The following is a 22,853-nucleotide window of genomic DNA, read 5'->3' on the forward strand; positions in this document are numbered from 1 at the left end:
ATTGACTATCTACACAATAACTTCTGCTTCACAATGTCTGATAATAGTTCCATCCCCGTTACTTTACTAACGTGGATCACTTCTTCTGGAATTGTCGGTGTTTCTACCCAATTCGTTAAGATATTTTCCTGGCTAGTCACGTAAGAAGGTTCAAATCGAACACCTTCTTCTCCATCAAAAATAGCGGCATAAAAAATATCTGATTCAACAATATCTTGAAAGAAGTGACTGCCATAGGATAATTCCGGCATAAAACCTTTTTCTTGCGAGGAGACCTCACAGATAGCAGACACATGCTGAATTTCTGAAAAGTGGACAGGAACACCTAATGATGGTGTAGACGTACCCCATCGTCCCGGACCAATCAGAAAAACACGTTCATTCTTGAGATCTCTTGTTATTTTACCTATGGTGCGGGCCACACTGTATTTATCTTGTTCACTTAAATGGAGGTAATCATCCATATCTACATAAATACAATAATCGATTGGAATACGTACATTACCTCCCATAAAGTTACCCTTTGTTTGTATAAAACAGGCTTCGTCAGGTTTTATTTCTGGTATCTCTACTGATTGCCCCAATCCTTTTGTTTGCAATGGTCGACATTGGACAATGTTAATCTTAAAGTCATCTTTACCACGGAAATTAGCAGTAAACTCTACATCGACAGGATAATCATAAACACGCGCTATTTCTGCTAAAACTTCTCTCATCACTTCTGGAAATGTAGAATTTTTTAATAAGTTTTTAAAATCGAGAATATATGGTGTCGGCATATTCTTATAACCTAAATCCTTTAAACGGAAAGCTGTTTCGGTATCAATCGACGCAAATAGATTACGCTCAACATCCCAAACATTGGCTATTGCCTCATCAACCTTCACACTAGTCAATCGATTTTTCGACATCGATAAAACGTCGACTCCATGCTGTGAAAATTTCTTTAAATCATCCATATGCATTAACGGCTTCCTTGTCGGCTGATCTAATGTAACAATTTTGGCATAGTCATCAACGGTTCGGTCCACCGCTCTAGTACCTAATCCAAATACTAAACGAATCATACCTGCATCCATATCAACGCTTTTGTCCCATACGTAAAGATTGGAAGAATTACCAACTCCAGCAACATGCGGGAAGAAGTTATCTTCATAGTGATCACCAGATACTCGCTGAATCAAAATTGCCATTTGTTCATCTTTTTCAAATAACCCACGATTCATTCGATATTCCAGTGCATCTTCATTCATCGTACTGGCGTATACAGTACGGATCGCATCTTCTAATGCCTTATAACGCTCTTCCGGTGTGCCCTGATTCACACAAAAGACGCTATCATATTTTCCGGCAAATGCATTTCCGAAATTATCTTCCAACAACGAACTGGAACGAATAATAATCGGAGATTGACCGAAATATTCGAGTACCTGGACGAATTGTTCCTTAATGTTGGAAGGGAATTCTCCATTTAGTAATTTCTCTCGTAGTTCCCTTGCATACTTATAATAGCCTTCTTTTGTTTTTTGTTTAACACGCAATTTCCATCCACCATTTTGCACAATATACGTATAGAAAATATCAGATCCAATATAAAAAGAATCATGTGCTTCCATATATTTTGCAAAGCGATTCTTTTTGTCTTCTTTTAATATTTTTCTAGCTAACAGCATCCCGACACTTTTCCCACCAATAAAGCCTGTACCTACTTCTCTAGACGCAATTGTTAATATGTCTTGTAATGTAAAATATTGATCACATAGGTCAAACATTCTCGACTTTTCACCTAGTAAAAGAGTCACCAAAAATCTTTTTGTTTTTTCTTGCGTCACCTGATCTTTTTGCAAGTCATCATATGCTCTTGAAAAAATAACATCCCAATAATCCATCCGTTCTTCCACACGATTGATATTAGAAAATAAAGCAGATGCCTCTGCACTTGCTGTAATACTCTTTACTCGCTCATCTTCAATTAAATGAGGGAAAAACATCGTAGGGGAGTAGCGTTGCCATACTTTTAATGGATGAATATAGTGTTTGCCATCCACTTCATACAAATCTAACAAAACTTGTGTAGTTTCACGTATTCGGGCGATCGTTGCATAAGTATGAACATTCCGGTTAATCGCAAAATATGCAACTGTATCTAATTCATATAAATAAGGACAGCACACTTTAAAAAAGTTGCCGATCATTAAATCCGAACACCAACTTGACAATAAATCCGTCAAACTATCGAATACATAAAACGTTTTAAATCCTTCATTTTCAATTAACCGATGAATTTCAGTAGCAAAGCTTTCAAATCCTTTTTTAGCATCAACATTATACTGTTGAACTCCTTCTCTTTCGACCAATGGTTCATGTTTACCGAAGCGTACATAGATAACTTTTCGACCATCTTGTAAAGCTTTGTCAACATACGGAGTAATAATATCTTTATATGCATGAATGTTATCCACTTGCCATACTACATTATCTCCTAGTCTCAGCGAGTCAATCGTCTTATCAAACCCAGGAATTCCTGTGGATATTTTTAATTCCATTTCCATCTTGATCACCAACCACTTCTTTAAATACCTTATATTCTAATTATAACATCATATCATCATAATCCTATATCGATTAGGCATCAATACATTCCAATAAGTTGATAAGTAAAGTGTTGTGTGTATTCGTTTGATGCAGAATGGATTTAGTTACCATCGATTAGAAATGGTCTAATTGACACGAAATGTTAGAAAAATAGGCATTCTTAATGATTAGGAGACCGCTATACTACACGAGTTACTTGAAATAAGGTGCTTCAGGAGGTTTACAAGAGGACTATTCGAAATGAATTGTTTTAGTGACCATTTTGAAATATATCAATCACATAACCATCGCTTCGGCTGCCCACATCCCTTTCCGTGGGGTTTCCCCTAGGAGCGGAAGTGGGCGGCCTTCACTATGATCATTCTCTACAACGCTAGCATGAAGTAATACGGTTGCTTTTATAATTACAAATAGCATTTGCCACTTTGTCCATTGTAAAAAATCAACCTATTTTATGATAAAAATTGTTGCACCTTCTCAGAGCGGAGACTAATTGCGAAGACTCCTGCGGGAATAGCACGAGCCGAAAATCCACTTTGCAAAATGTTTTTCTTTGCAATGTTAGTTGAGGCCGTGCCCGTGGAAAGCGAAGTAATTAGTCGGAGTGTTGGCAAATACACATAAAACATTTCAAAGTTACTACTTCGATTAACACGATCATTGAGTTGATTTTATACTTCCTTTGAACATAAACTCTTTTATTCCCATCTGGCCTCTTCCTGAGTCTGTGTGTTTAGTAATTTCTGTAATGCTCTCTGATCATACTTTATTCTTTCCTTTATTTCCTCATTTATATGTTCGATTGCTTCACTTGTAATAGCCTTTCCACCATGGAAATCTTTCATCGCTACATCCCAAATAAATTTAATGTCTTGATCTAAAGATTGAGGTCTACCTGGGACTTCTTTGTTTAAAGCAATCCAGTATAGTTGTTTTAAATCGGGATTAATGAAATATGGATCGTTTTCTACATGTTCATACATATATAGCATGTCATCAGCCATCTTTTTTGCAAATTCCCATGCCAATTCCTTATGTTGACTTTTTTCAGAGATGGCAATAGACATACTTGCCTGCTTGTCGACACCTGCTAATCCAAAAGGTAAAGTCGTGATTCCCCATTTTCCATTTTGCTCTGGAACCCACTCCTGTAAACGACTTGCAACATAACTAGCCATTTGAAACATTACTAAGTTATCATTTTGAAATGCTTCTCTTCCTCTTTCATCCCAAATATTAACATAAGGGCTAAGGTCTTTTTCAACTACCTCTGTTGCGATATTAAAAGTAGTAACAAAAGGCTCATCATCCCCCAAATACTCGAATTCTTCGTCTAAAAAGTAATTGGTTCTTAATACCATCTCTAGTAACATATGCTCCGAATCTAAAATATAGTGGCCATTTTCTTTGAGGTCTTTAGCCATTTCTAGCCAATTTTCATAGTCATTTATATATTTGGATAATTCTAGTGGGTCACTAGGGTAGCCATATTCACTTAATATATCTGCTCTATAGTAAGTAACATAAGGGAAAAACAATAACGGGATCGCAAACATGTCGGTTCCATCTTCACTTTTATAATGATTTAACAAGCTTTCTGGTCTTCGGTCAAAAAAACTTTCGTCATAATAGCTTTTTTCGTATAAATTTTCAAAACCGCTTATACCAGTAAATTCACCTAAAGCATAATCAGGTAAAATATATAAATCAGGTGTTTTTCCAGCTAACATACCTTGTCGATATTCTTTGATTAGATTATTTTCATCAATCACTTTTATATTGACATCAACACCTGGATGCATGTCTAAAAACTCTGGTAATGAATCTTCAAAGACGTTACTATGCGTCCAAATAACCAATTCGTTCGCTTGTGCAGACTCCTCTTCTACCTCAACCAAGTCACTACTTAGAGAAGATTCCTGAAGGGGCTTAAAACTTGAAGAATGACAACCTACTAAGATCAGTATACTTATTGCAGCTATCCATATTGTGAATGGTTTCAATCGTTTTCCTCCCCTTATGTCAAATCTTCTAGATCATGATGACGTTTTTTCTCTTCATACATTAACGAATCAGCATGATGCAATAAGGCATCTAAAGTCTTTCCATTCTCAGGATAAAAACTTATTCCAATACTAGCAGTAAGTGTTATTTCCGTTTGATTAATCATTAACGGTTGAGTAATGGCTTCAAGTAATTGTTTGCACAACCTTTGTACTTCTTCCTCTGTTGTTAATTCCACAATTGCCACAAACTCATCACCAGCTAAACGATAAAATGTAATAGCTTTTCCTTGTTCAAATTTCTTTAACCGTTTAGCAAATAATTTTAATAATAAATCTCCTCCACTATGTCCAAGCGTATCATTGACTTGTTTAAATTTATCCAAATCAATAAATACAATCGAAAATCGATCTAGCTTCGCTTGTTCCTCTAACATCTTAGTTAAATCAAGATGAAATGAATAACGATTTGGCAAATCTGTTAATGTATCAAAGTGTGCTAAACGATATAGTTTTGACTCAGATTCTTTTAATTGATTAGTCCTTGCAGTAAGCAAGTCATTCTTCTTTTTAGCATCAGCAAACATTTGCTGCAGCTGGTTTGCTACTTTTTCAATGTTTTGTCCCAATTTTGAAAATTCATCAATCGGTGTATTTTTCCAATAAAAGGTTTCTTGTCGCTTCATTTTGCCTGGTAAATCGGTCGTCATTTGTGTCAGATGTGATAAAGAATTCGATAATATTCGATTCACTAACATACCAAATACTAACGCAATGAATAAAACAAACAATGCGAACAATAGGTAATCAGTAAGGTTAGTTGCTAAAGCTAGTACACTACTACTAATAGGAATAATTAATAATGTTGTTTTGTTTAAAAAGGCAGTTTCCCCGATATAATAGCCTTGATACCAATCAGATAAAGTTTGGTGACTGGACGGTAGCCAAATAAAACCATGTGAATGAATCTCCTTAACAAACCCAGCTTCCATTTCTAGGTTAGAACTTGATTCATTTTGATTATTCGTATCAAGCCATATTTGCTCTCCTTGATCCATAATCAAGATTCGTTTGTTTGAAGTGCCAATAAACTCATCTAAAATCGATTTAATTTTAGCTTTTTCTAAGTTAGCGTCTAATTCATAATTTTGAATGTCATTAGAGTCCATTTCTGCTATTTTCCGTTGTAATCTCTCTTCCAACTGTTGATAATGAAGATAATATTCCTGATATATATCATTTTCCATTGCTCTAGCATTAACTACAATGATGATGAGTAATGGGAATACAGCCGAAAAAATTAGTATGTGAGAAATCACCTGTCCAAAATATAACTGGTTATGTGCAGGAAACCAGCTTTTTAATTTGGAAATAAGCGGAAGGTAATCACATAACATATCTGCAACTAAGGCAGAAACCAAAGTAGCGGTAATAACCTGAAGGATCATAAAGTTAGTTAAAATCTTCATACTTGCAAAAACCTCTGGAAAGAGTAATTCCACCACAAAATATAGTATAAATAGAATGATAGAATAAGCAAAACTCCACGTAAAAAGGTCTTTTCCTTTTTTAGAATAAAACGCTCCTATGATCAGTACTTCAAGAATACTAATGAAGACAAATGAATTGCCAATATGAAGAAATTCCGTAAGTAAACTCATACAAATGGTTAATAAAAATGCAAATCGGAAGCCGAATACCCGAATGGATGCTAGGTATAAAACCGGTGCAAAGGATAAGGTTATACCAAAAATTAATGGAACAGCATATATTTGCGCAAAGACAGATAAAGTTAAAATCAATATAAACAATGATATTTTTTTACTCATGACATTGCGCATATGTTTGTCTCCTCACTCAATTCACTCTTTATTTAGGTATTAAAAAAACACTATACAAAAAACGTATAGGTTTCCTGTTGTTTATATCAGGTAACCCAGCCATCATTGTGATTTTTCACCTTAGATCTGTGGTTTTGCGTCTCTATTTTTCAATAGATTTGCCTTTTTCTATTAGTACTATTATATCATAAAAATTAACATAACTGACATAGAGCATAAATCTATTTTCCTACAATCATATAACAATCATCTAATAATAATCAATACAATTTAGAATTATTTTAATGAACACGATAAATTCAGGGGGCCAACCACATTCTTTACTACTCATATTATACAATAATTTTTATCTTAGTTTTGATCAAAAAAATAAAGAGTAATCCTTCTAAAGATTACTCTCAGCATTTTTTCAGGCAATTTAGCATCATTACTCAGGTACTTCAGTTTCATCCTCCCAAGCAAGCATGCCGCCTTCCATATTGGTTGCTTCAATTCCATTTGCCTCTAAATATTCAGTTGCTCTCCCACTTCGAGCTCCAGAACGACATACCATATAGTAATGTTCGTCTTGATTAAATTCTTCTAAACGGTCAGGTATTTCTCCTAATCTTATGTGCTTTGCTCCAGGAATTATACCTTGTGCCACTTCATCATCTTCCCGCACATCAATGATATTTACTTTCTCGCCATTTTTTAATTTGTTTGCCAATTCTGTTGCTTGTATCTCCTTCATGATTATACCTCCAATGAGTTTATACTTTGTATAGCAATCATACGCTAGTTGACGTATAGATTAGTATGTGATCAAACTCTCATTGAATCATATCATTATTACGTTTTCTTTTCTAACATTTAATCTAGCTTCTTACTATTAAGAAAACTGCCATTATCCTAATTGATAAAAAAGAGACAGACATATAAGTCTATCTCAACAATATTATACAATTTTAAACTTTTGAACTTCTTTTTGTAATTCCTCGGCTAAGACATCTAATTCATGGGCACTTTTTGATACTTCTTCCATTGAATGATTAGTTTCCTCCGCTGAGGCTGCTGTTTCCTCAACAGCAGCAGCAGATTGTTCACTTACAGTTGCAATTTCATCAACCGATTTATTCATTTCTTCACTATTTTCATTAACTTCTTCCAAGCTTTTAACCATGTGTTTCACACGATTTACCATATCTGTAATGGATTGATTAATTTGTGTAAAAGTCTCACCAGTTCTCTCCATTTGTTCTGTACCTTTTTCCACTTCTTGAAATCCAGATTCTAAGGAGTGAGCCATTTGTGCTGATTCATCCTGAATATTCGCTACAAGTCCAGTTATATCAGCAACTGAGTCTGTTACTTGTTCAGCAAGTTTTCTTACCTCATCAGCGACAACAGCAAATCCTTTACCTGCCTCTCCCGCTCTTGCTGCTTCAATGGCGGCATTCAATGCAAGTAAATTTGTTTGCTCAGCAATCTCTTTAATAACAATTACAATTTTATCTATTTCTTCCGTACGCTTGTCCAAGCCTGATACTTTTTGGTAAGAGTCCTGAACCATTTGATAGATGGTTCTCATTTGGCTAACAGACTTTTCTAGTTCCGTACGTCCCCCCTTACTTATATTCATAACATCCTGTGACTCACTTGCTACTTGATTACCTTGGTCCGCTACTTCTTTCACTTTTCGATTATATTGTTCAACAGAACCGGATAAGTCAGACGCAGAATTTGCCTGTGATTCACTTCCTGATGATAATTCTTCCATAGTAGCAGCTATTTGTTCACTACCTTCACGTACCTGGTCAGCAGATTGATTTAATGTACTGCTTTGCTGCATCACACGCCCAGTAGCTATCATCACCTGATTAACCATTCCATATAAGTTATCTTTCATTTGATTCATTGCATTTGCTAGTTCAGTGAATTCATCCCTACTCCTTACTTCTACTTCCTCTCCTGATAAATCACCTTGTGCCAAACGATTCAATTCGCTCTTTATTGTCGAAATATTATAGTTAATCACTCTAACGATTAATGTAACAATTACTATACCGACAATAACGGCGATAATTCCGGTAATAAGAGTCGAGGTAACTAAATCTTGACGCATATTCGAAGCAATTAGATACATATCAAAATCAATTGCACCTACCCCAATTAATTCGTTATCATCACCATAAAATGCTTTGGCCAAAGTTACTACCGGTTTACCAGAAGCAGTATCAATATACGGTTGTGTCCATATTACATTTTCAGGTGACTGAGTAGCCTGATTATACCAGTCCGTTGTTGTCGAATCGTAATCATTTAAATCCACTTCACTATCAGGAATATTATTTAAATATAAAGCACCCTCAGGTGTTCCTAAATATAAATTAATAATATATTCATGATTATGAGCTTGCTCTGTTAAGTAACTTTCATAGTAATTCGTTAATTTGGGATCATTAACTGTAGGCATATGAGAATAGTTTGCATCTTGGAGATCAGAAGCGGAAACCTTTTCATAGTTTAATTCTTCTGATTCAGTAAGTGTAGTTAGAAACGCTTCGTATTCTTCAAAAGTTTCCTGATATTTTGGTGACATTTCTACAATATCATCTTTTTGTATTATTGCTTTTTCTAATACCGCTGTCTTTGCATAGGCTATGTAACCCACAACTCCCATTGGAATGACTAATAATAAAATCATAATAGCAGGTAATTTGTATTTGATTTGCTGAAACTTTTGCATGATTGTCCCCTTCCTCTTGTAGTATATAGTTCCTCTTTCTATATTACCATTAATAAATTTTCATTACTATATGCAATAAACAAACAGTCATAAAGTACTAAAAAACTACACTCTTCATTTAAGTGTAGTTAGTCATTTATATGCAATTACTATACCGAGAGGTTTATGTTCCATTTGAGAACCCTCTATCGGCTCTATTAATGCGCCTCTTTGATAGAAGAACTTCTTCTTTTGGAATTGATCAAACATAGACATAAATTCAGTTTCTGTCATCTGATGGACATGGAATGGCGAACCGCATGGCTTGCCTTTACCTTCACCGAAGGGAGTAGATAAAATCAATGTCCCTCCAGGCTTAAGGAGATGATAAATATTATCCATAAATTGATCTTCAGCTTCAATATGTTCAATCGTTTCAAAACTTAGAATAACATCAAATGTTCCTAATTGATCAGGTAATGTAGGGTCTAGTACATCTGCTACCTTGAAATCAGATAGTGGGTGATAATAGTTTGCTTTTGCGTACTGAATCGCATTAAAATTAATATCAACACCGATAATTTCTTCAAGTTCATGTTTGCATTTTTTTGCAATAACATGTGCTCCATAGCCAACACCAGTTGCAAAATCCAATGTTCTACCGTAAATATGGGGCACCGAAAAATGATAACGTGCTAAGTGTTCTATTAATAACTCATTTGTAATGTCCATCTTCTCTGGTATTACACGCTCTCCATTATCCTTTAACAACATAATCACCGCTTTTTTTAATTTCCTATCAAGCGTAACATATTATGTCTATTTGTTAGAACAGAAAGAAAAAAAGATAACAGGTATAAGTTATACCTGTTATCTCTAAAATTATTTCACTATTAAAACTGGGCAATGTACTCGTTTTGCAATTTTGTGACTGACACTACCTAGTATCATCGTTTGTACTTGATTTAATCCACGGCTTCCTACTACAACAAAATCATATTCATTTCGGTTCGCAAAATCTACAATTGCAGGACCCGGTTCGCCGTGCACTACATGTGTTTCACATTCAAGGCCAGCCTCTTCAATTACTTCTATTACTGGCAACAATTTTTTCTGTCGTTCTTTTTTTACGTCATATTTATCTAAACCGTGTAAAACATCCTCTTTTGATGTTTTACCATCTACTGCATAGACAATATCTATTTTACCTTGATCAATCTGAGCAACCTTTACTGCATGAGACGCTGCTCGAATAGAGTGATCTGATCCATCAGCTGCTAATAATATCTTTTGATACATCACCACACCTCATTTACCGATTAATGACCTGAAGCTTTGGAAAAGCCGCCAATTTTCTGCTTCAATTGTTTACTTTCCGCATTTAATCCTGTATAAGTTACTTTAACATGGTTTTGTTCAAATTTCGACTCAATTTTGTCCAAAGCACCAATTGCAGAATCATCCCATAAATGGGCTAGGCTTAAATCAATTTCAACCTCTTCGATTGCTTCATTAAAATCGAACTTAGCTACTAAGTCATTAACGGAAGCGAAAAAGATCTGTCCATCTACTTTATAAACCTTTTTCTTACCCTCAACAGCTACAATTTGAGTCACTTTCACTTTTGAAATCTTAGCTGCGAAGAAAATAGCACTTAGCAGTACACCAACTAAAACTCCCTTAGATAAATCATGTGTAACCACCACAGTTCCAACTGTGAGTACCATTACAACAGCATCTGATCTAGGAACTTTATGAATATTTTTCACAGAAGACCAATCAAAAGTACTGATGGATACCATAATCATGACACCGGCAAGTGCAGCCATCGGTATTTGAACTACAATATTTCCTAAAACAAAGATTAAAAACATCAAAAATACACCAGCAACTAATGCAGATAATCGGCCTCGACCACCAGATTTTACGTTAATGACGGATTGACCGATCATTGCACATCCTGCCATTCCTCCAAAGAATCCTGATACAATATTGGCAATACCTTGTCCACGACTTTCTTTGTTTTTATCACTCTCAGTATCAGTCATATCATCTACGATATTAGCCGTTAACAATGATTCTAGTAAACCAACAATGGCCAGTGATAATGAATAAGGAAAAATGATTGCTAATGTTTCAAAGTTTAATGGAATATCCGGAATTAAAAAGACCGGAAGATCAGAACTTAAATTACCTAAGTCACCGACAGCACGTACATCAAATCCAAAATAAATGGCTAAAGCTGTCACTACTATAATTGCTACTAAAGTAGAAGGCACAACTTTCGTTAGCCGAGGGAAAATATAAATGATTGCTAGTGTTAAAGCGACTAAGCCATACATTACCCAACTTTCTCCTTCAAAATGTTCCAATTGTGAAGTAAAGATGAGAATGGCCAGCGCGTTAACGAAGCCTACCATTACCGATCGTGGTACGAATTTCATCACTGCTGCTAATTTGAAGACACCGAACAAAATTTGTAGTACACCAGTCAAGATTGTAGCTGCTAGTAAATACTGCAAACCATAATCAGCTACTAGGGTAACCATCAACAACGCCATTGCACCTGTTGCTGCAGAAATCATACCTGGTCTACCGCCGACAAAGGCAATCACTACTGCAATACAGAATGATGCATACAATCCTATCATTGGATCAACACCAGCGATAATTGAAAAGGCAATTGCCTCCGGAATTAACGCTAACGCTACTACTATACCGGCTAGAACGTCCCCTCTGACGTTTCCAAACCAATCTTGTTTAATTTTTGCTACGTTCATGAAGCACCTCTTTCTAATTTTTTTGGCATCTCTAATCCCCTCAGAGAAATTTTCCGAAATGAACAAAACGAATCATACCACAATTCACAAAATCGACAAAACTTAATGAAAACGCAGACATCCACTTCATACTTCCATTTTCATGTATACACGCTACTATACTTCTATTTTTTCTAATGCGAACAAAAAGTATATTTTTTAATATATTGCTTTTCTATCAGAAAATATATCTATTAATACAAAAAACTGACTATTAAATAGCCAGTTTCATTGTTAATCTGTTTTATTTTTTTAAAAAACTTTACTATACCGATAATTGGAGAGATAAGCGATCAATTATTATATTTCATCATAAGAAAAACCGGCTAACCTCGCCGGTCCTTTATTACTTTAGTAGTAATGATGAAATATTTGAACAGCTTGACCACCACTCGGGCTGCCCCCTTCCCTTTCCGTGGGGGTTGCGCCCTTCAGTATAAAAGTTGTGATATCAATGGTTATATACTTTCCTTACAAGCAAAAAAAGGGAAGTCTCCCTCCCTTTAAAATAACTTTTGCCATGTTTCCGGACCTACGATTCCATCCACCTTCAAATTATTCCGTCTCTGGTATTGCTTCACTTTTCGCTCTGTCTCTGGTCCAAAAATGCCATCGACTTTAGCACCTACTTTACGTTGTATAATTTCAACAACTTCTCCTCTACTACCCCTTTTTAAAATTCCAGGGTAATTAGCAACTAAAGTAGTTTTTTTATCTAGTCTTGCTCTAGTTACTGGACCTACAATTCCATCAACTTTTATACCTTCTGATCGCTGAAAAGCTTTTACAGCTGATTCTGTTTCATCTCCAAATACTCCGTCTGCCCCATATTTATTTAAACTAAAACCAAGCTTTATTAACTCTCTTTGCAGGTTTCTTACTTCCGGTCCATTGCTACTTTCCTTTAGTGTTTTATTTGAACTAAACTGATCCAAATAAGAAATCGGATTTACGGTAGATGATGGTTTATCAGCACGATATCCATATGGAGGAGCGGTTTCTACCTTTTTACGTACTTCGAAATGCAAATGTGATCCTGTTACATATCCGGTTTGTCCTTGATAACCAATTATTTGATTGTATGATACTGTTTGGCCACTATTTACGGCAACAGAATCGAGGTGTGCATAAAGCTGGGCTCTGTTATTTCTATCTCGAATTAACACTACATTCCCGTATCCTCCTAAGCCTGTACCACTTTTACCAAAGCCAGCATAAATAACGGTTCCAGAAGTAAAAGCATGAATCGGTGCTCGATGTGATTTCACTAAATCAACACCGGCATGAAAATCTCTTGAACCCCTTATCGGATGAGTTCTATAACCATATGGACTCGTAATTCGATATCCACGAAATTCCGCCATAAACTCCCCTCCCTTATAGTTTCTCTGCTCTATTACAAGTTTGCTTTACTACTTGATGACTAAATACAGCCAACCCAGTTGCAATAATTCCTTCCGCAATGGATCGTATGTTCCAACCATACAAATTACACGCTGCTAGGACTCCAATGGTTAATAAAATCCAAATAATCAGCCAATCAGGTATAAATGGTGTTCTTTTGCAGGCGTATCCGATAAACCAGAGTGCTGGTATAATAAAGTGAAAATCCTCTGGTAGCAAATGCCATAAATCATCCATCGAACGAACACCTCCTCTGATTTCTTCATTTGAGCCACTTAGCAGTTGAGTTCTTCCGCTTCGAACAGCGCAAAGTAAGGACTCATATTACAATATGTATCGACCTCCAATCATGACTTGGCATTTGACATGGAATTGTCTTATTTTTATAATCGGTGAGATACAAAAGAAAGTGTCTAAATTAATTTATTATTTTCAAAAAACTGTCTATGCTAACAATAATAGATTAAATATTATAAAATGAAGGATTACCTATTTAAATTAACTGCAACAAGAAAGGGGGAACTATGTCAATAATTGACATAGGTACATATGAAAAAAGAGGACTCGATAAGTGGTAAGGTTGGAAAAGTTGGCATTGTATTTATTATATCGGCTATCTTCGTTGCTATCTTCGTACTATGGGGTGCTATATCACCTTCAACCCTGAGCGATGCTGCAAACTCAGGGTTAGAATGGATGATCACTAACTTTGGTTGGTTCTATATGCTAATCACTGCCCTGTTTGTTATTTTTGTAATTGCGTTAGCCGTCAGTCCTTACGGGAAAATTCGATTAGGTAAAACCGATGACAGACCAGAATATTCTTGGTTTTCATGGATTGGCATGTTATTTGCAGCTGGTATAGGTGTTGGTTTTGTATTCTGGGGAGTTGCTGAACCAGTTCTATATTATATGGATCCACCTCTCGGATATGAGCCAGGAACTAGGGAATCCGCATTAGCTGGTTTACGTTACGGTTCTTACCACTGGGCTTTACATCCTTGGGCTATTTTTTCAATCGTTGGGATGACATTAGCCTATGTTCAATACCGAAAAGACCGACCAGCATTAATCAGTTCAGCATTTTACCCGATCTTGGGTGACAGAGTGAATGGTTGGGCTGGTAAAACGATCGATACATTAGCTGTATTGGCTACATGTACAGGGGTTGCGACAACATTTGGCCTAAGTGCCATGCAAATCACAGGTGGTTTATCTCATATTACACCAATCCCTAACTCACCATGGACACAACTAGTCATTATATGTATCGTTACCGTATTATTTATGCTTTCAGCAGCTCGCGGCCTTGACCGGGGAATCAAAATATTAAGTAATATAAACCTAGTTGTGGCTGGATTACTTCTACTATTTGTTATTATCGTTGGACCTACATTATTTATTGCTGAAAGTTTTGTTACGACATTAGGTGGTTACATAACAAATGTCGTTCCAATGGCACTTACTTTAACACCATTCTCAGAAAGTGAATGGTTAGGGACAAATACCATCTTCTTTTGGGCATGGCATATTGCATGGGCTCCATTCATGGGAATTTTCATTGCACGTATTTCCAAAGGGAGAACGATTCGAGAATTTATGGCTGGTGTACTGATTGTCCCTTCTCTACTTGCGATCATTTGGTTTACTACATTTGGTGGTACAGGGTTAAATATCGAAATGTACGGGACAGGAGGTCTAGCTGAATTAATTAATTCGGAAGTTGAATTAGCCTTATTTGCAACACTTGCTGAACTTCCGTTAAGTTTTATTACTAACACCTTAGCGATACTGTTAATTTTAATTTTCTTTATAACTTCTGCAGATTCAGCGTCATTTGTACTAGGGTCCATGACATCTAATGGCGATTTAGAACCAAAAAACTCAGTAAAATTAACGTGGGGATTCTTGATTGCAGGTGCCGCAAGTGTACTATTATTCAGTGGAGGTGGCGGTTTAAGTGCACTACAAACCGCTTCTATTATTGCTGCATTACCTTTCGCGATTGTAATGGTGCTCATGATCATTTCCATTGTTATTACACTAGGGAAGGATTGGAAGCTGGATCAAAGGCTCCATAGAAAAAGACGAGAAAAACGTGTAAAAACGGAGTTTAAAGACGAGTTTAAAGATGAAGTAAAGGAAGATATCCGTGATGATTTTAAGGACGACGTCAAAGAGGATATTTATCAAGATATGAAAAATGACTTCTATGATGACTTCAAAGAAGAAATTTACGATGAAATGAAAGAAGAGTTATATGATGATTTCAAAGAAAAAATATATGATGAAATGAAGGACGAAATTATCGAAGAAATAACAGACGAAGATAACATAGAGAAAGATAAACCCAACAAATAAGTCTTATAGCCCAATAGTGCTGTATTAACAAGTAGACACCTCCTTAAGCAAATTGCTTTCTTTGACAGCTGTATTTATGTCAGAATAAGATAGAAGCTTAAGAGAGGTGTTTTTATGCAAATTGAAATATGGTCCGATTTTGTTTGCCCATTTTGTTATATTGGTAAAACAAGATTAGAACAAGCTTTAGAAAGATTTCCACAGAATTTAGATGTTTCGATTCAATATAAAAGTTTTGAATTAGATCCAAATGCAGCTAAATATTCAGGGAAAAATATACATGAATCTTTGGCAGCTAAATACAATATGACAATCGATCAAGCAAAAGAAGCTAATCAACAAATTGGTGAACAAGCAAAAGCTGTAGGTTTAGATTTTGTTTTTGACACGATGAAACCAGGTAATACGTTTGATGCGCATCGGTTAAGTAAATATGCTCGCACATTGAACCGCGAGGCAGAATATATCGATACGATGCTTTATCAATATTTTACTTTATCAAAAGATCTTAGTGATAAAGGAACACTTCAATCTATTACAAATGAGCTTGGTTTTGATCAAAAAGAAGTTCAACGTATTTTAGAGGATGAAACAATCCATGCTGATTCTGTCAGACACGATGAAACAGAAGCACAACAATTAGGGGTAACTGGTGTTCCATTTTTTGTGATCAACAAAAAATATGCTATTTCTGGCGCCCAACCTATCGAAACATTTATGCAAGCATTAGAAAAAGTAGCAGAAGAGGAAAATAGTCAATTAGAAAATTTAAACCTTCAACAAGGTAGTTTTTGCGACGGTGATCAATGCAAATAAACCATCGCTATAGTGCAAAAATAGCTCTGTTCCATTTAAATGGAACAGAGCCTATTTTTTTGTGTTAAATTTAGTCCTTTAGTCCTGATTTAATGGTTAGGTGAAAAGTTTGCTATTTCTTGTCGTTTATTGAATAAAAACATGTTATAATCTATTTGAACTAATTCTTAATGATTATACATCATTTATCCACCAAGAATATTTACCTACACTAATTATGAAAACCCTTACTAATAATACTAGAAGTACGGAGGATTTGATTATGACAAACAAATTTATACACAGAAGTAAGAGCGCTTTCAACAAAGCAAAACAAGTATTTCAAAACACATCTAAAAAAATAGGCAAAGGTACAAGTAAACTAAAAATAAAAATTCCAAGTAAGAAATCTAAAGATGGACAACAAGTACTGCAAAATAGTAGTGTTTCTAAAAAAGATTCAATTAGCACTAAAATTCTAATTAGTATTTTAGCAACAGTACTAATCAGTGTTTTGATCGTTGGAATTGCTTCTTATTTTATCTCTAATAATATTATTAAAGATAAAGTTACAGAAGCTTCCGAACAAACAATTGTCCAATCAGGAGATAAACTCGATTATTTGATGAATCAATATAAAGATCGGGTAACAGAAATTTTAATGGCTGATAATTTCAGCAATACATTAGCCGAACTAGATCGCTACGATGAAACAAATAATTTTGATTATTTCAATTTAAAAAGTACGATTGATGACGCACTAACCCAAATTACTATGATTGATAACAATGTGAGTCTCTATCTGTTACATACCGAAAAAGAAAGATTAATCTCTTCTTCGGAGACGCTACCTGAGGAAACTGTCTTTAGTTCTGATTGGTATCAGAGTGCTGTAGAAGCGGAAGGTTCGACTGCCTGGATTGGTGGTCTAGCGCAAGGGGTCAATGGTACCTCTGATGATCCTAAAGTTGCTTTTGGACAAAAGTTAAGAATTAGTGGTACAGAATATATTTTAATAGTTGAATTAGATACTGCCGTATTTGAAGATGCTTTACAAGATGTTAGATTTGGTGAAGAAGGCTTAGTGAGCATGGTAGATCGAAATAATGAAGTTGTCTTTTCTTTTGATCACGAAGAAATAACACAACCATATGCTTACCAGGTTGCAGTAGATTCTGAAGAGAACATGACCGAAGATAATGGGCAACTCGTTTTTCAACATGATTCTGAAGTAACAGATTGGTATTTAGTTGGCTCTGTCCCTGAAGCAGAATTAACAAAAGATACAACCATTATTTTTTACGTAACGGCAGGTATTATCCTATTATCGTTAATTATCTCTCTTATCATTGCAAACGGAATAGTTAAAACAATTGCTCGGCCAATTGCTGATGTTTCCAGTTTGATGGCTTCTGCCGAACAAGGTGATCTTACAGTGAGATCGAATCATACGTCTCGCAAGGATGAGATTGGAGAATTGGCAGAAAGCTTTAATGAAATGCTCGAAAATATCTCAGGAATGATGCATCAAACTAGAGAATCTGCCAACAAAGTATTACATGCTGCGATAGAATTAACGGATATTTCTCAAATGCAATCACAATCAGCGAAAGAAGTTGCTGCTGCATCTGAAGAAATTGCTAGTGGTGCTACAGGCTTAACTGATGAAGCTGAAAAAGGTAATTCCTTAGCATCCAACATACATGATGAAGTGGAAAATGTCTTCGAAAATAATAGTGATATGGAGAATCATGCGGTAGAAGTGCTAGAGCGAAGTCATGAAGGTTTAGAAAAAATGGACGAGTTGGTAACCAAAACAAAAGACGGCGAACAAATGACAAACGCACTTGTCGAAAAAGTAGATACATTGAAAGAAAGCACAGAGCAAATCAATCAAGTAATGGAAATGCTCACGAATATTGCACAGCAAACGAATTTACTTTCACTCAATGCTGCAATTGAGGCTGCACGTGCAGGTGAAGCTGGTCAAGGCTTCGCAGTAGTTGCAGATGAAATCAGAAAGCTTTCTACTCAATCTAAAGATTCGATTGATAAAGTGGAAGAAATTACAACAGGTATCGTAAATGAGGTTAATGAAACGTTAGAGGTTTTAGAAGAAGCTACACCTCGTTTCAAAGAACAAGTAACGCAAGCAGAAGATACACAATTAATACTAAATGGTGTTGGAGAAAGTATGGGTACGTTTACTGGTAAGATCCAGCAGGTTACCCAATCTATCCAACAATTAAGAGATTCACAGGAAGTATTAACTTCGACCATTCACCAAGTAAGTGCAACAGCACAACAGTCTTCTGCGATTAGTGAAGAAGTGTCAGCCACTACAGAGGAGCAATTAAAAGTAAGTGAGTCGCTAGTTACTACTTCTGATGAACTAAAACAACTTTCTGAAGAATTACAAGAAATGATGAAGAAATTTCAGGTGTAGGAGTAGAAGCTCAAGTTGATGAATCGAGTAAGAAAACCAGATTGCTAGTTCTTAGCTGATTGTCTGTTTCGAAAAGATTTCCAATCTAATTCGATCCGTCAAAATCTTTATTTTAATTATAGAAAAGATGAATCCCCAAAAAATTAATTTTCGGGGATTCTCTTCGAATAAAATGCTAATCTAAATATTCACCTCCTGGATATAATGTAACAGAATATAATCGCTTACTCTGTTGTTGAGTTCTCCACTTTTTAATCGACAGATCTACATATTCACTTGCGTAAACATAGGCAGTTGTTTGATCATAAATGATAACCTGACTTTTTCCACTTCCAACGAGATCGCCATACACTAAATAGCCATCTTTCGGAAATGTTGTCACTACATTTTTGTAACCATCATAGATGGTTGGATATACATTATCTCCTCGTCTATAGGCTAAAATATAATCTAAGTCATTATCGTCCCAATTATGTATGGTATCAATGATAGTTAACCAACCAGCAGTTTCCCTATTTTCTTTCCATATTTCTTTTCCATTCGAATCTAACAAGAAGATCCCGTCTTTTCCATCCGAGTAACTAGAACCACGTTTAATTCTATCCAATCCGGCAATCTGTAAGCCCGGTAATTCACGTCGAAAATTCCCCAAGCAAACATGCTGTGATTCAATAGAACCACTATATCTCCACCGCTCATTTCCTTGCCAATCATATAAAACAGTCACACTTCCACCAATTACTATCTGATCTTCGCTCTCTTCTGCTTGAACTTTCCCTACCCATATACAATCCGCATGTTCTTCTAAATCACGACAAGACCATAATAATTGGCCATCTGAATTTATAAAATCGTAACCTGCCATTACTTCATCTTTACCATCACTATTAAAATCGAATGCCCAAGGAAAATGACCAATATTCCCTTCATGTGTCCACAATAATTCCCATTGATTGTTCAACGCCCACATTTGATGATATCTATCCTTCAAAATAATATCTTGTGGAAAGTTATTTCCTGTTAGGTTCGCAATGATAATACAGTCATGTGCTTGTTCTGCAGGTAATGGATATTTCTTTTTAATGGTTCCTGTTTTACCATCAATCTGAAGAAAAGTATGATCCATAATACAAAGAACTTCATTGTAGTCGTCTCCATCTATATCATATATCTGTACCGGATAATCACTTCCTGGCCCACCAGGATTATGGCTTGGAGTACCTAATTGCCATAATAAATCTCCTTCCAAATTAAAAGCTGTCATCGCTTCGACTTGATGTGGCTCATATCTATCATCAATCCCACCATTCGGTTGGACCATTAATAGATCCAATCTCCCATCCCCTGTTAAATCTCCAAGGTACATCTTACAATTTTCTCCAGCCTGGTTGATATTAATTTTTTTTAGTAGTCTTGGTTTTATCGATTTCGTTGTAGTATTCATCTCTTAGCACCCCTTCAGGACTTTATGCTTCGTTTTCTTGCAGTTGACTTTGCCTAATTTCCAATCTTAAAAATGTACGATATGTTATATACATAATTACTAAACTAGATAAGCTTGCTCCAAAGAAGAATATAAATACTGGTAGGTGAAAATATAAATAATATAAAGTTAAACAGGCAGCGATGAGGTAGATGGTTCGTATTGGTGAATAAATAGCCATAAGAATAGCATTTTTAAAATAATTGAACAGTTTGTTTTCATAATGTACATACATCGGAAAAATGTAAATAAACATAATCCCATATACAGTTGCCGCAATGATTAGTAGAATCTTACTTAGTTGTTGTAACCAAGCAATGTCTAGTTGTAAATAATTAAAGTTCACATATAACATATAACCAAATATTAACAATAACAACCCTAAACCATTGGCACGTGCAAATTCCTTTTTATATGTTTTCCAGAAAATGTATAAAATCCGAATTCCATCATCTCCTTTTGACCATTTTCTAAATATGGTAAACATTGCAACAGTACTAGGACCAATCCCAAAAATTATAAAACCAAGAATTGTGAAACAAATCCATAAGAAGTTTACATACAACAACAGAAAAACTGTTTCTCCAAAGTAATAAAATTTACTGATAAATCCGTCATTTAACATGACAATCCACCTCATTTATAGCTATATTTTGATCGCATGTTTGATCGATAAGTTCGAATATGCAGCAACCATGGGTGCCATTTGTCTAAAGCCTATTTTCCCACCTTGTAGAACAGGACCAAAGCTAGTACCATCATCTATCCATTCCAGAATTAATAAATTATTAATAGAAAATTGAACGTATTCGTCATATTTAATCAATTTCATATGATAGGGATAATTTGCATCCTCTACTGGTGGTAATGGATCAGCTGCCTGTGTTACTAAATGAAACCCATGACTTTTTCGTAAATTACAGGTTCGAAACGCACGTTCTTCTGCATGTTTATGACGAAAATAGGATAAGTGTAAGGTATTTATCGCACCAGAATGATAGTCTGGATAATAGCCTGTTCGCTTCGGAAGTGATGGATCAAATAAGTCTTCATCATTTCTTCCTGTTGCAGCAAAAAATAGCATACAAAGACCAGGTTCTTCTAGAGGATAAAAATCCCATTCGATCATTATTCGATCTGGAAACTCGATCGGACACCATAATAGCCAATGTGCACGATCACCATATTCCTCTGGATCAAGCCTATTCTCTAAAAGTAATTTGTTGTTCCAAGTACTTGTTTTTACCTGACCTTCTTTTATCCAATCAGTTACAGAATCTGTACCTGTTAAGTCATTTTTATATAATATTTCTCCTGCCTCAAAGGTTATATTTTTCATTAACTATTTCCTCCTAACTAAAATTTTTAAGAAAGACGGAAACAAACAACTACCTCACCCAACTTGATAGACATTTGTTCTAATCCTTCTTATTCTCGGGCAGAATTAATTTTACGTAGTCCAGTTTCTGCCCGAGTTAATAATAACCCATTGTATATTATCCCTTCACAGAACCTAACATAACACCTTTGGCAAAATGCTTTTGTAAAAACGGATAAAACAATAATATTGGAATAGTTGCAACTACGATAACCGCTAATTTAATTGATTCTTCTGGTGACTCATATAGAGATGCTTCTTGTAAGTCACCTAATCCAGTGTTTGCTACCATTACTAACTGTTGAAGTAATAATTGTATTGGCCATTTCGTTGTATCTGTTAAATATAGTAAGGCGTTGAAGAAATCGTTCCAATAAAATACTGCATAGAATAAAGTAAAAGTTGCAATCACTGGCTTAGATAGTGGCAACATGACACGCCAAAATGTTTGAAACTCTGTGCAGCCATCGATTTTTGAAGAATCCTCCAATTCTTTAGGTAGTTGTTGAAAGAATGTCTTTACGATGATTAAATTAAATGGATTTATAGCCATAGGCAACATTAGAGCCCAGATAGAATCTAACAAGCCTAAATTTTTTACAAGTAAATAAGTTGGAATCATTCCTCCATTAAACAACATGGAGAATAAAACTAGATTTAAAACCAAATTACGACCAACCATATTTTTCCTGGATAATGGATATGCCATAGTTAATGTCAATATCATACTAATTATGGTACCTATTACAGTTACAATTACAGAGATACCTAAACTTCGAATTACTGCATTCGTAGAAAATATATAATCATATGCAACTGTTGTAATTTCATTTGGTATTAAAAAGAATGTTCTTGTCGCAAGCTCTGATTCTGTTGAAAAAGAGCCAGCTATTACATATAAAAAAGGAACTACAGTAACAATTCCAACAATTGCCAAAAACACATGATTAAACACGTCAAATATTCTTCCGGGACCAGTATTATGCATTCGATGCATATAAATTCCTCCTCTTCACTCCAT

At 35.4% G+C, this 22,853-nt stretch carries 17 protein-coding genes and 1 riboswitch; of the genes, 3 read left to right on the top strand and 14 right to left on the bottom strand.

Features of this window, described 5'->3' with window-relative positions:
* Positions 1 to 5: 5 nt before the first annotated feature.
* From GHT08_RS13010 to GHT08_RS13055, 10 genes are all read right to left on the bottom strand, one after another.
* The gene (locus GHT08_RS13010; RefSeq protein ID WP_163581820.1) at positions 6 to 2,552 is read right to left on the bottom strand and encodes a PEP/pyruvate-binding domain-containing protein; all 2,547 of its coding nucleotides are present in this window, start codon (positions 2,550 to 2,552) and stop codon (positions 6 to 8) included.
* A 741-nt stretch (positions 2,553 to 3,293) separates the two neighbouring features.
* Positions 3,294 to 4,598, bottom strand: coding sequence for an ABC transporter substrate-binding protein (locus GHT08_RS13015; protein WP_163581821.1), 1,305 nt, complete (start codon positions 4,596 to 4,598; stop codon positions 3,294 to 3,296).
* Positions 4,599 to 4,612: 14 nt separating this feature from the next.
* Positions 4,613 to 6,439 carry a diguanylate cyclase domain-containing protein gene (locus GHT08_RS13020; RefSeq protein WP_163581822.1) on the bottom strand — a complete coding sequence of 609 codons (1,827 nt, stop codon included), beginning with the start codon at positions 6,437 to 6,439 and terminating at the stop codon, positions 4,613 to 4,615.
* Positions 6,440 to 6,525: 86 nt separating this feature from the next.
* Positions 6,526 to 6,612: riboswitch (cyclic di-GMP riboswitch) on the bottom strand.
* A gap of 254 nt (positions 6,613 to 6,866) precedes the next feature.
* Complete coding sequence (locus tag GHT08_RS13025; RefSeq protein ID WP_163581823.1) at positions 6,867 to 7,172, bottom strand: rhodanese-like domain-containing protein; 306 nt, start codon at positions 7,170 to 7,172, stop codon at positions 6,867 to 6,869.
* Positions 7,173 to 7,376: 204 nt separating this feature from the next.
* On the bottom strand, positions 7,377 to 9,167 hold the full coding sequence (locus tag GHT08_RS13030) for a methyl-accepting chemotaxis protein (RefSeq protein WP_163581824.1): 1,791 nt from the start codon (positions 9,165 to 9,167) through the stop codon (positions 7,377 to 7,379).
* A gap of 132 nt (positions 9,168 to 9,299) precedes the next feature.
* Positions 9,300 to 9,920, bottom strand: coding sequence for a class I SAM-dependent methyltransferase (locus tag GHT08_RS13035; RefSeq protein WP_163581825.1), 621 nt, complete (start codon positions 9,918 to 9,920; stop codon positions 9,300 to 9,302).
* A gap of 108 nt (positions 9,921 to 10,028) precedes the next feature.
* Positions 10,029 to 10,445 carry a universal stress protein gene (locus GHT08_RS13040; RefSeq protein WP_163581826.1) on the bottom strand — a complete coding sequence of 139 codons (417 nt, stop codon included), beginning with the start codon at positions 10,443 to 10,445 and terminating at the stop codon, positions 10,029 to 10,031.
* Positions 10,446 to 10,465: 20 nt separating this feature from the next.
* The gene (locus tag GHT08_RS13045; protein ID WP_163581827.1) at positions 10,466 to 11,926 is read right to left on the bottom strand and encodes a SulP family inorganic anion transporter; all 1,461 of its coding nucleotides are present in this window, start codon (positions 11,924 to 11,926) and stop codon (positions 10,466 to 10,468) included.
* A 542-nt stretch (positions 11,927 to 12,468) separates the two neighbouring features.
* The gene (locus GHT08_RS13050; protein ID WP_163581828.1) at positions 12,469 to 13,329 is read right to left on the bottom strand and encodes a peptidoglycan-binding protein; all 861 of its coding nucleotides are present in this window, start codon (positions 13,327 to 13,329) and stop codon (positions 12,469 to 12,471) included.
* Between the two features lie 13 nt (positions 13,330 to 13,342).
* Positions 13,343 to 13,606, bottom strand: a complete 264-nt coding sequence (locus GHT08_RS13055; RefSeq protein WP_163581829.1) for a phage holin family protein — start codon at positions 13,604 to 13,606, stop codon at positions 13,343 to 13,345.
* A 312-nt stretch (positions 13,607 to 13,918) separates the two neighbouring features.
* Between GHT08_RS13055 and GHT08_RS13060 the strand changes: the two genes are divergently transcribed.
* The 3 genes from GHT08_RS13060 (at position 13,919) to GHT08_RS13070 (ending at position 18,971) form a co-directional block, all read left to right on the top strand.
* Positions 13,919 to 15,730, top strand: a complete 1,812-nt coding sequence (locus GHT08_RS13060; RefSeq protein WP_163581830.1) for a BCCT family transporter — start codon at positions 13,919 to 13,921, stop codon at positions 15,728 to 15,730.
* Between the two features lie 114 nt (positions 15,731 to 15,844).
* The gene (locus GHT08_RS13065; protein ID WP_163581831.1) at positions 15,845 to 16,546 is read left to right on the top strand and encodes a DsbA family oxidoreductase; all 702 of its coding nucleotides are present in this window, start codon (positions 15,845 to 15,847) and stop codon (positions 16,544 to 16,546) included.
* Between the two features lie 262 nt (positions 16,547 to 16,808).
* Positions 16,809 to 18,971, top strand: coding sequence for a methyl-accepting chemotaxis protein (locus GHT08_RS13070; RefSeq protein ID WP_163581832.1), 2,163 nt, complete (start codon positions 16,809 to 16,811; stop codon positions 18,969 to 18,971).
* A 175-nt stretch (positions 18,972 to 19,146) separates the two neighbouring features.
* Here GHT08_RS13070 and GHT08_RS13075 read toward each other — a convergent pair whose 3' ends face one another.
* The 4 genes from GHT08_RS13075 to GHT08_RS13090 all read right to left on the bottom strand — a co-directional run bounded on the left by GHT08_RS13075 (position 19,147) and on the right by GHT08_RS13090 (position 22,829).
* Positions 19,147 to 20,415: a hypothetical protein gene (locus GHT08_RS13075; protein ID WP_163581833.1), complete on the bottom strand. Its 1,269-nt coding sequence runs from the start codon at positions 20,413 to 20,415 to the stop codon at positions 19,147 to 19,149.
* A gap of 22 nt (positions 20,416 to 20,437) precedes the next feature.
* Positions 20,438 to 21,079 (bottom strand): YesL family protein, encoded by a 642-nt coding sequence (locus tag GHT08_RS13080; RefSeq protein WP_163581834.1) that lies wholly within the window; start codon positions 21,077 to 21,079, stop codon positions 20,438 to 20,440.
* Positions 21,080 to 21,100: 21 nt separating this feature from the next.
* Positions 21,101 to 21,793 carry a DUF1961 family protein gene (locus GHT08_RS13085; RefSeq protein ID WP_163581835.1) on the bottom strand — a complete coding sequence of 231 codons (693 nt, stop codon included), beginning with the start codon at positions 21,791 to 21,793 and terminating at the stop codon, positions 21,101 to 21,103.
* 157 nt (positions 21,794 to 21,950) lie between these two features.
* On the bottom strand, positions 21,951 to 22,829 hold the full coding sequence (locus tag GHT08_RS13090; protein WP_163581836.1) for a carbohydrate ABC transporter permease: 879 nt from the start codon (positions 22,827 to 22,829) through the stop codon (positions 21,951 to 21,953).
* Positions 22,830 to 22,853: the final 24 nt, after the last annotated feature.

The organism is Gracilibacillus saliphilus, assembly GCF_010994085.1.
Lineage (GTDB): Bacteria > Bacillota > Bacilli > Bacillales > Amphibacillaceae > Gracilibacillus > Gracilibacillus lacisalsi.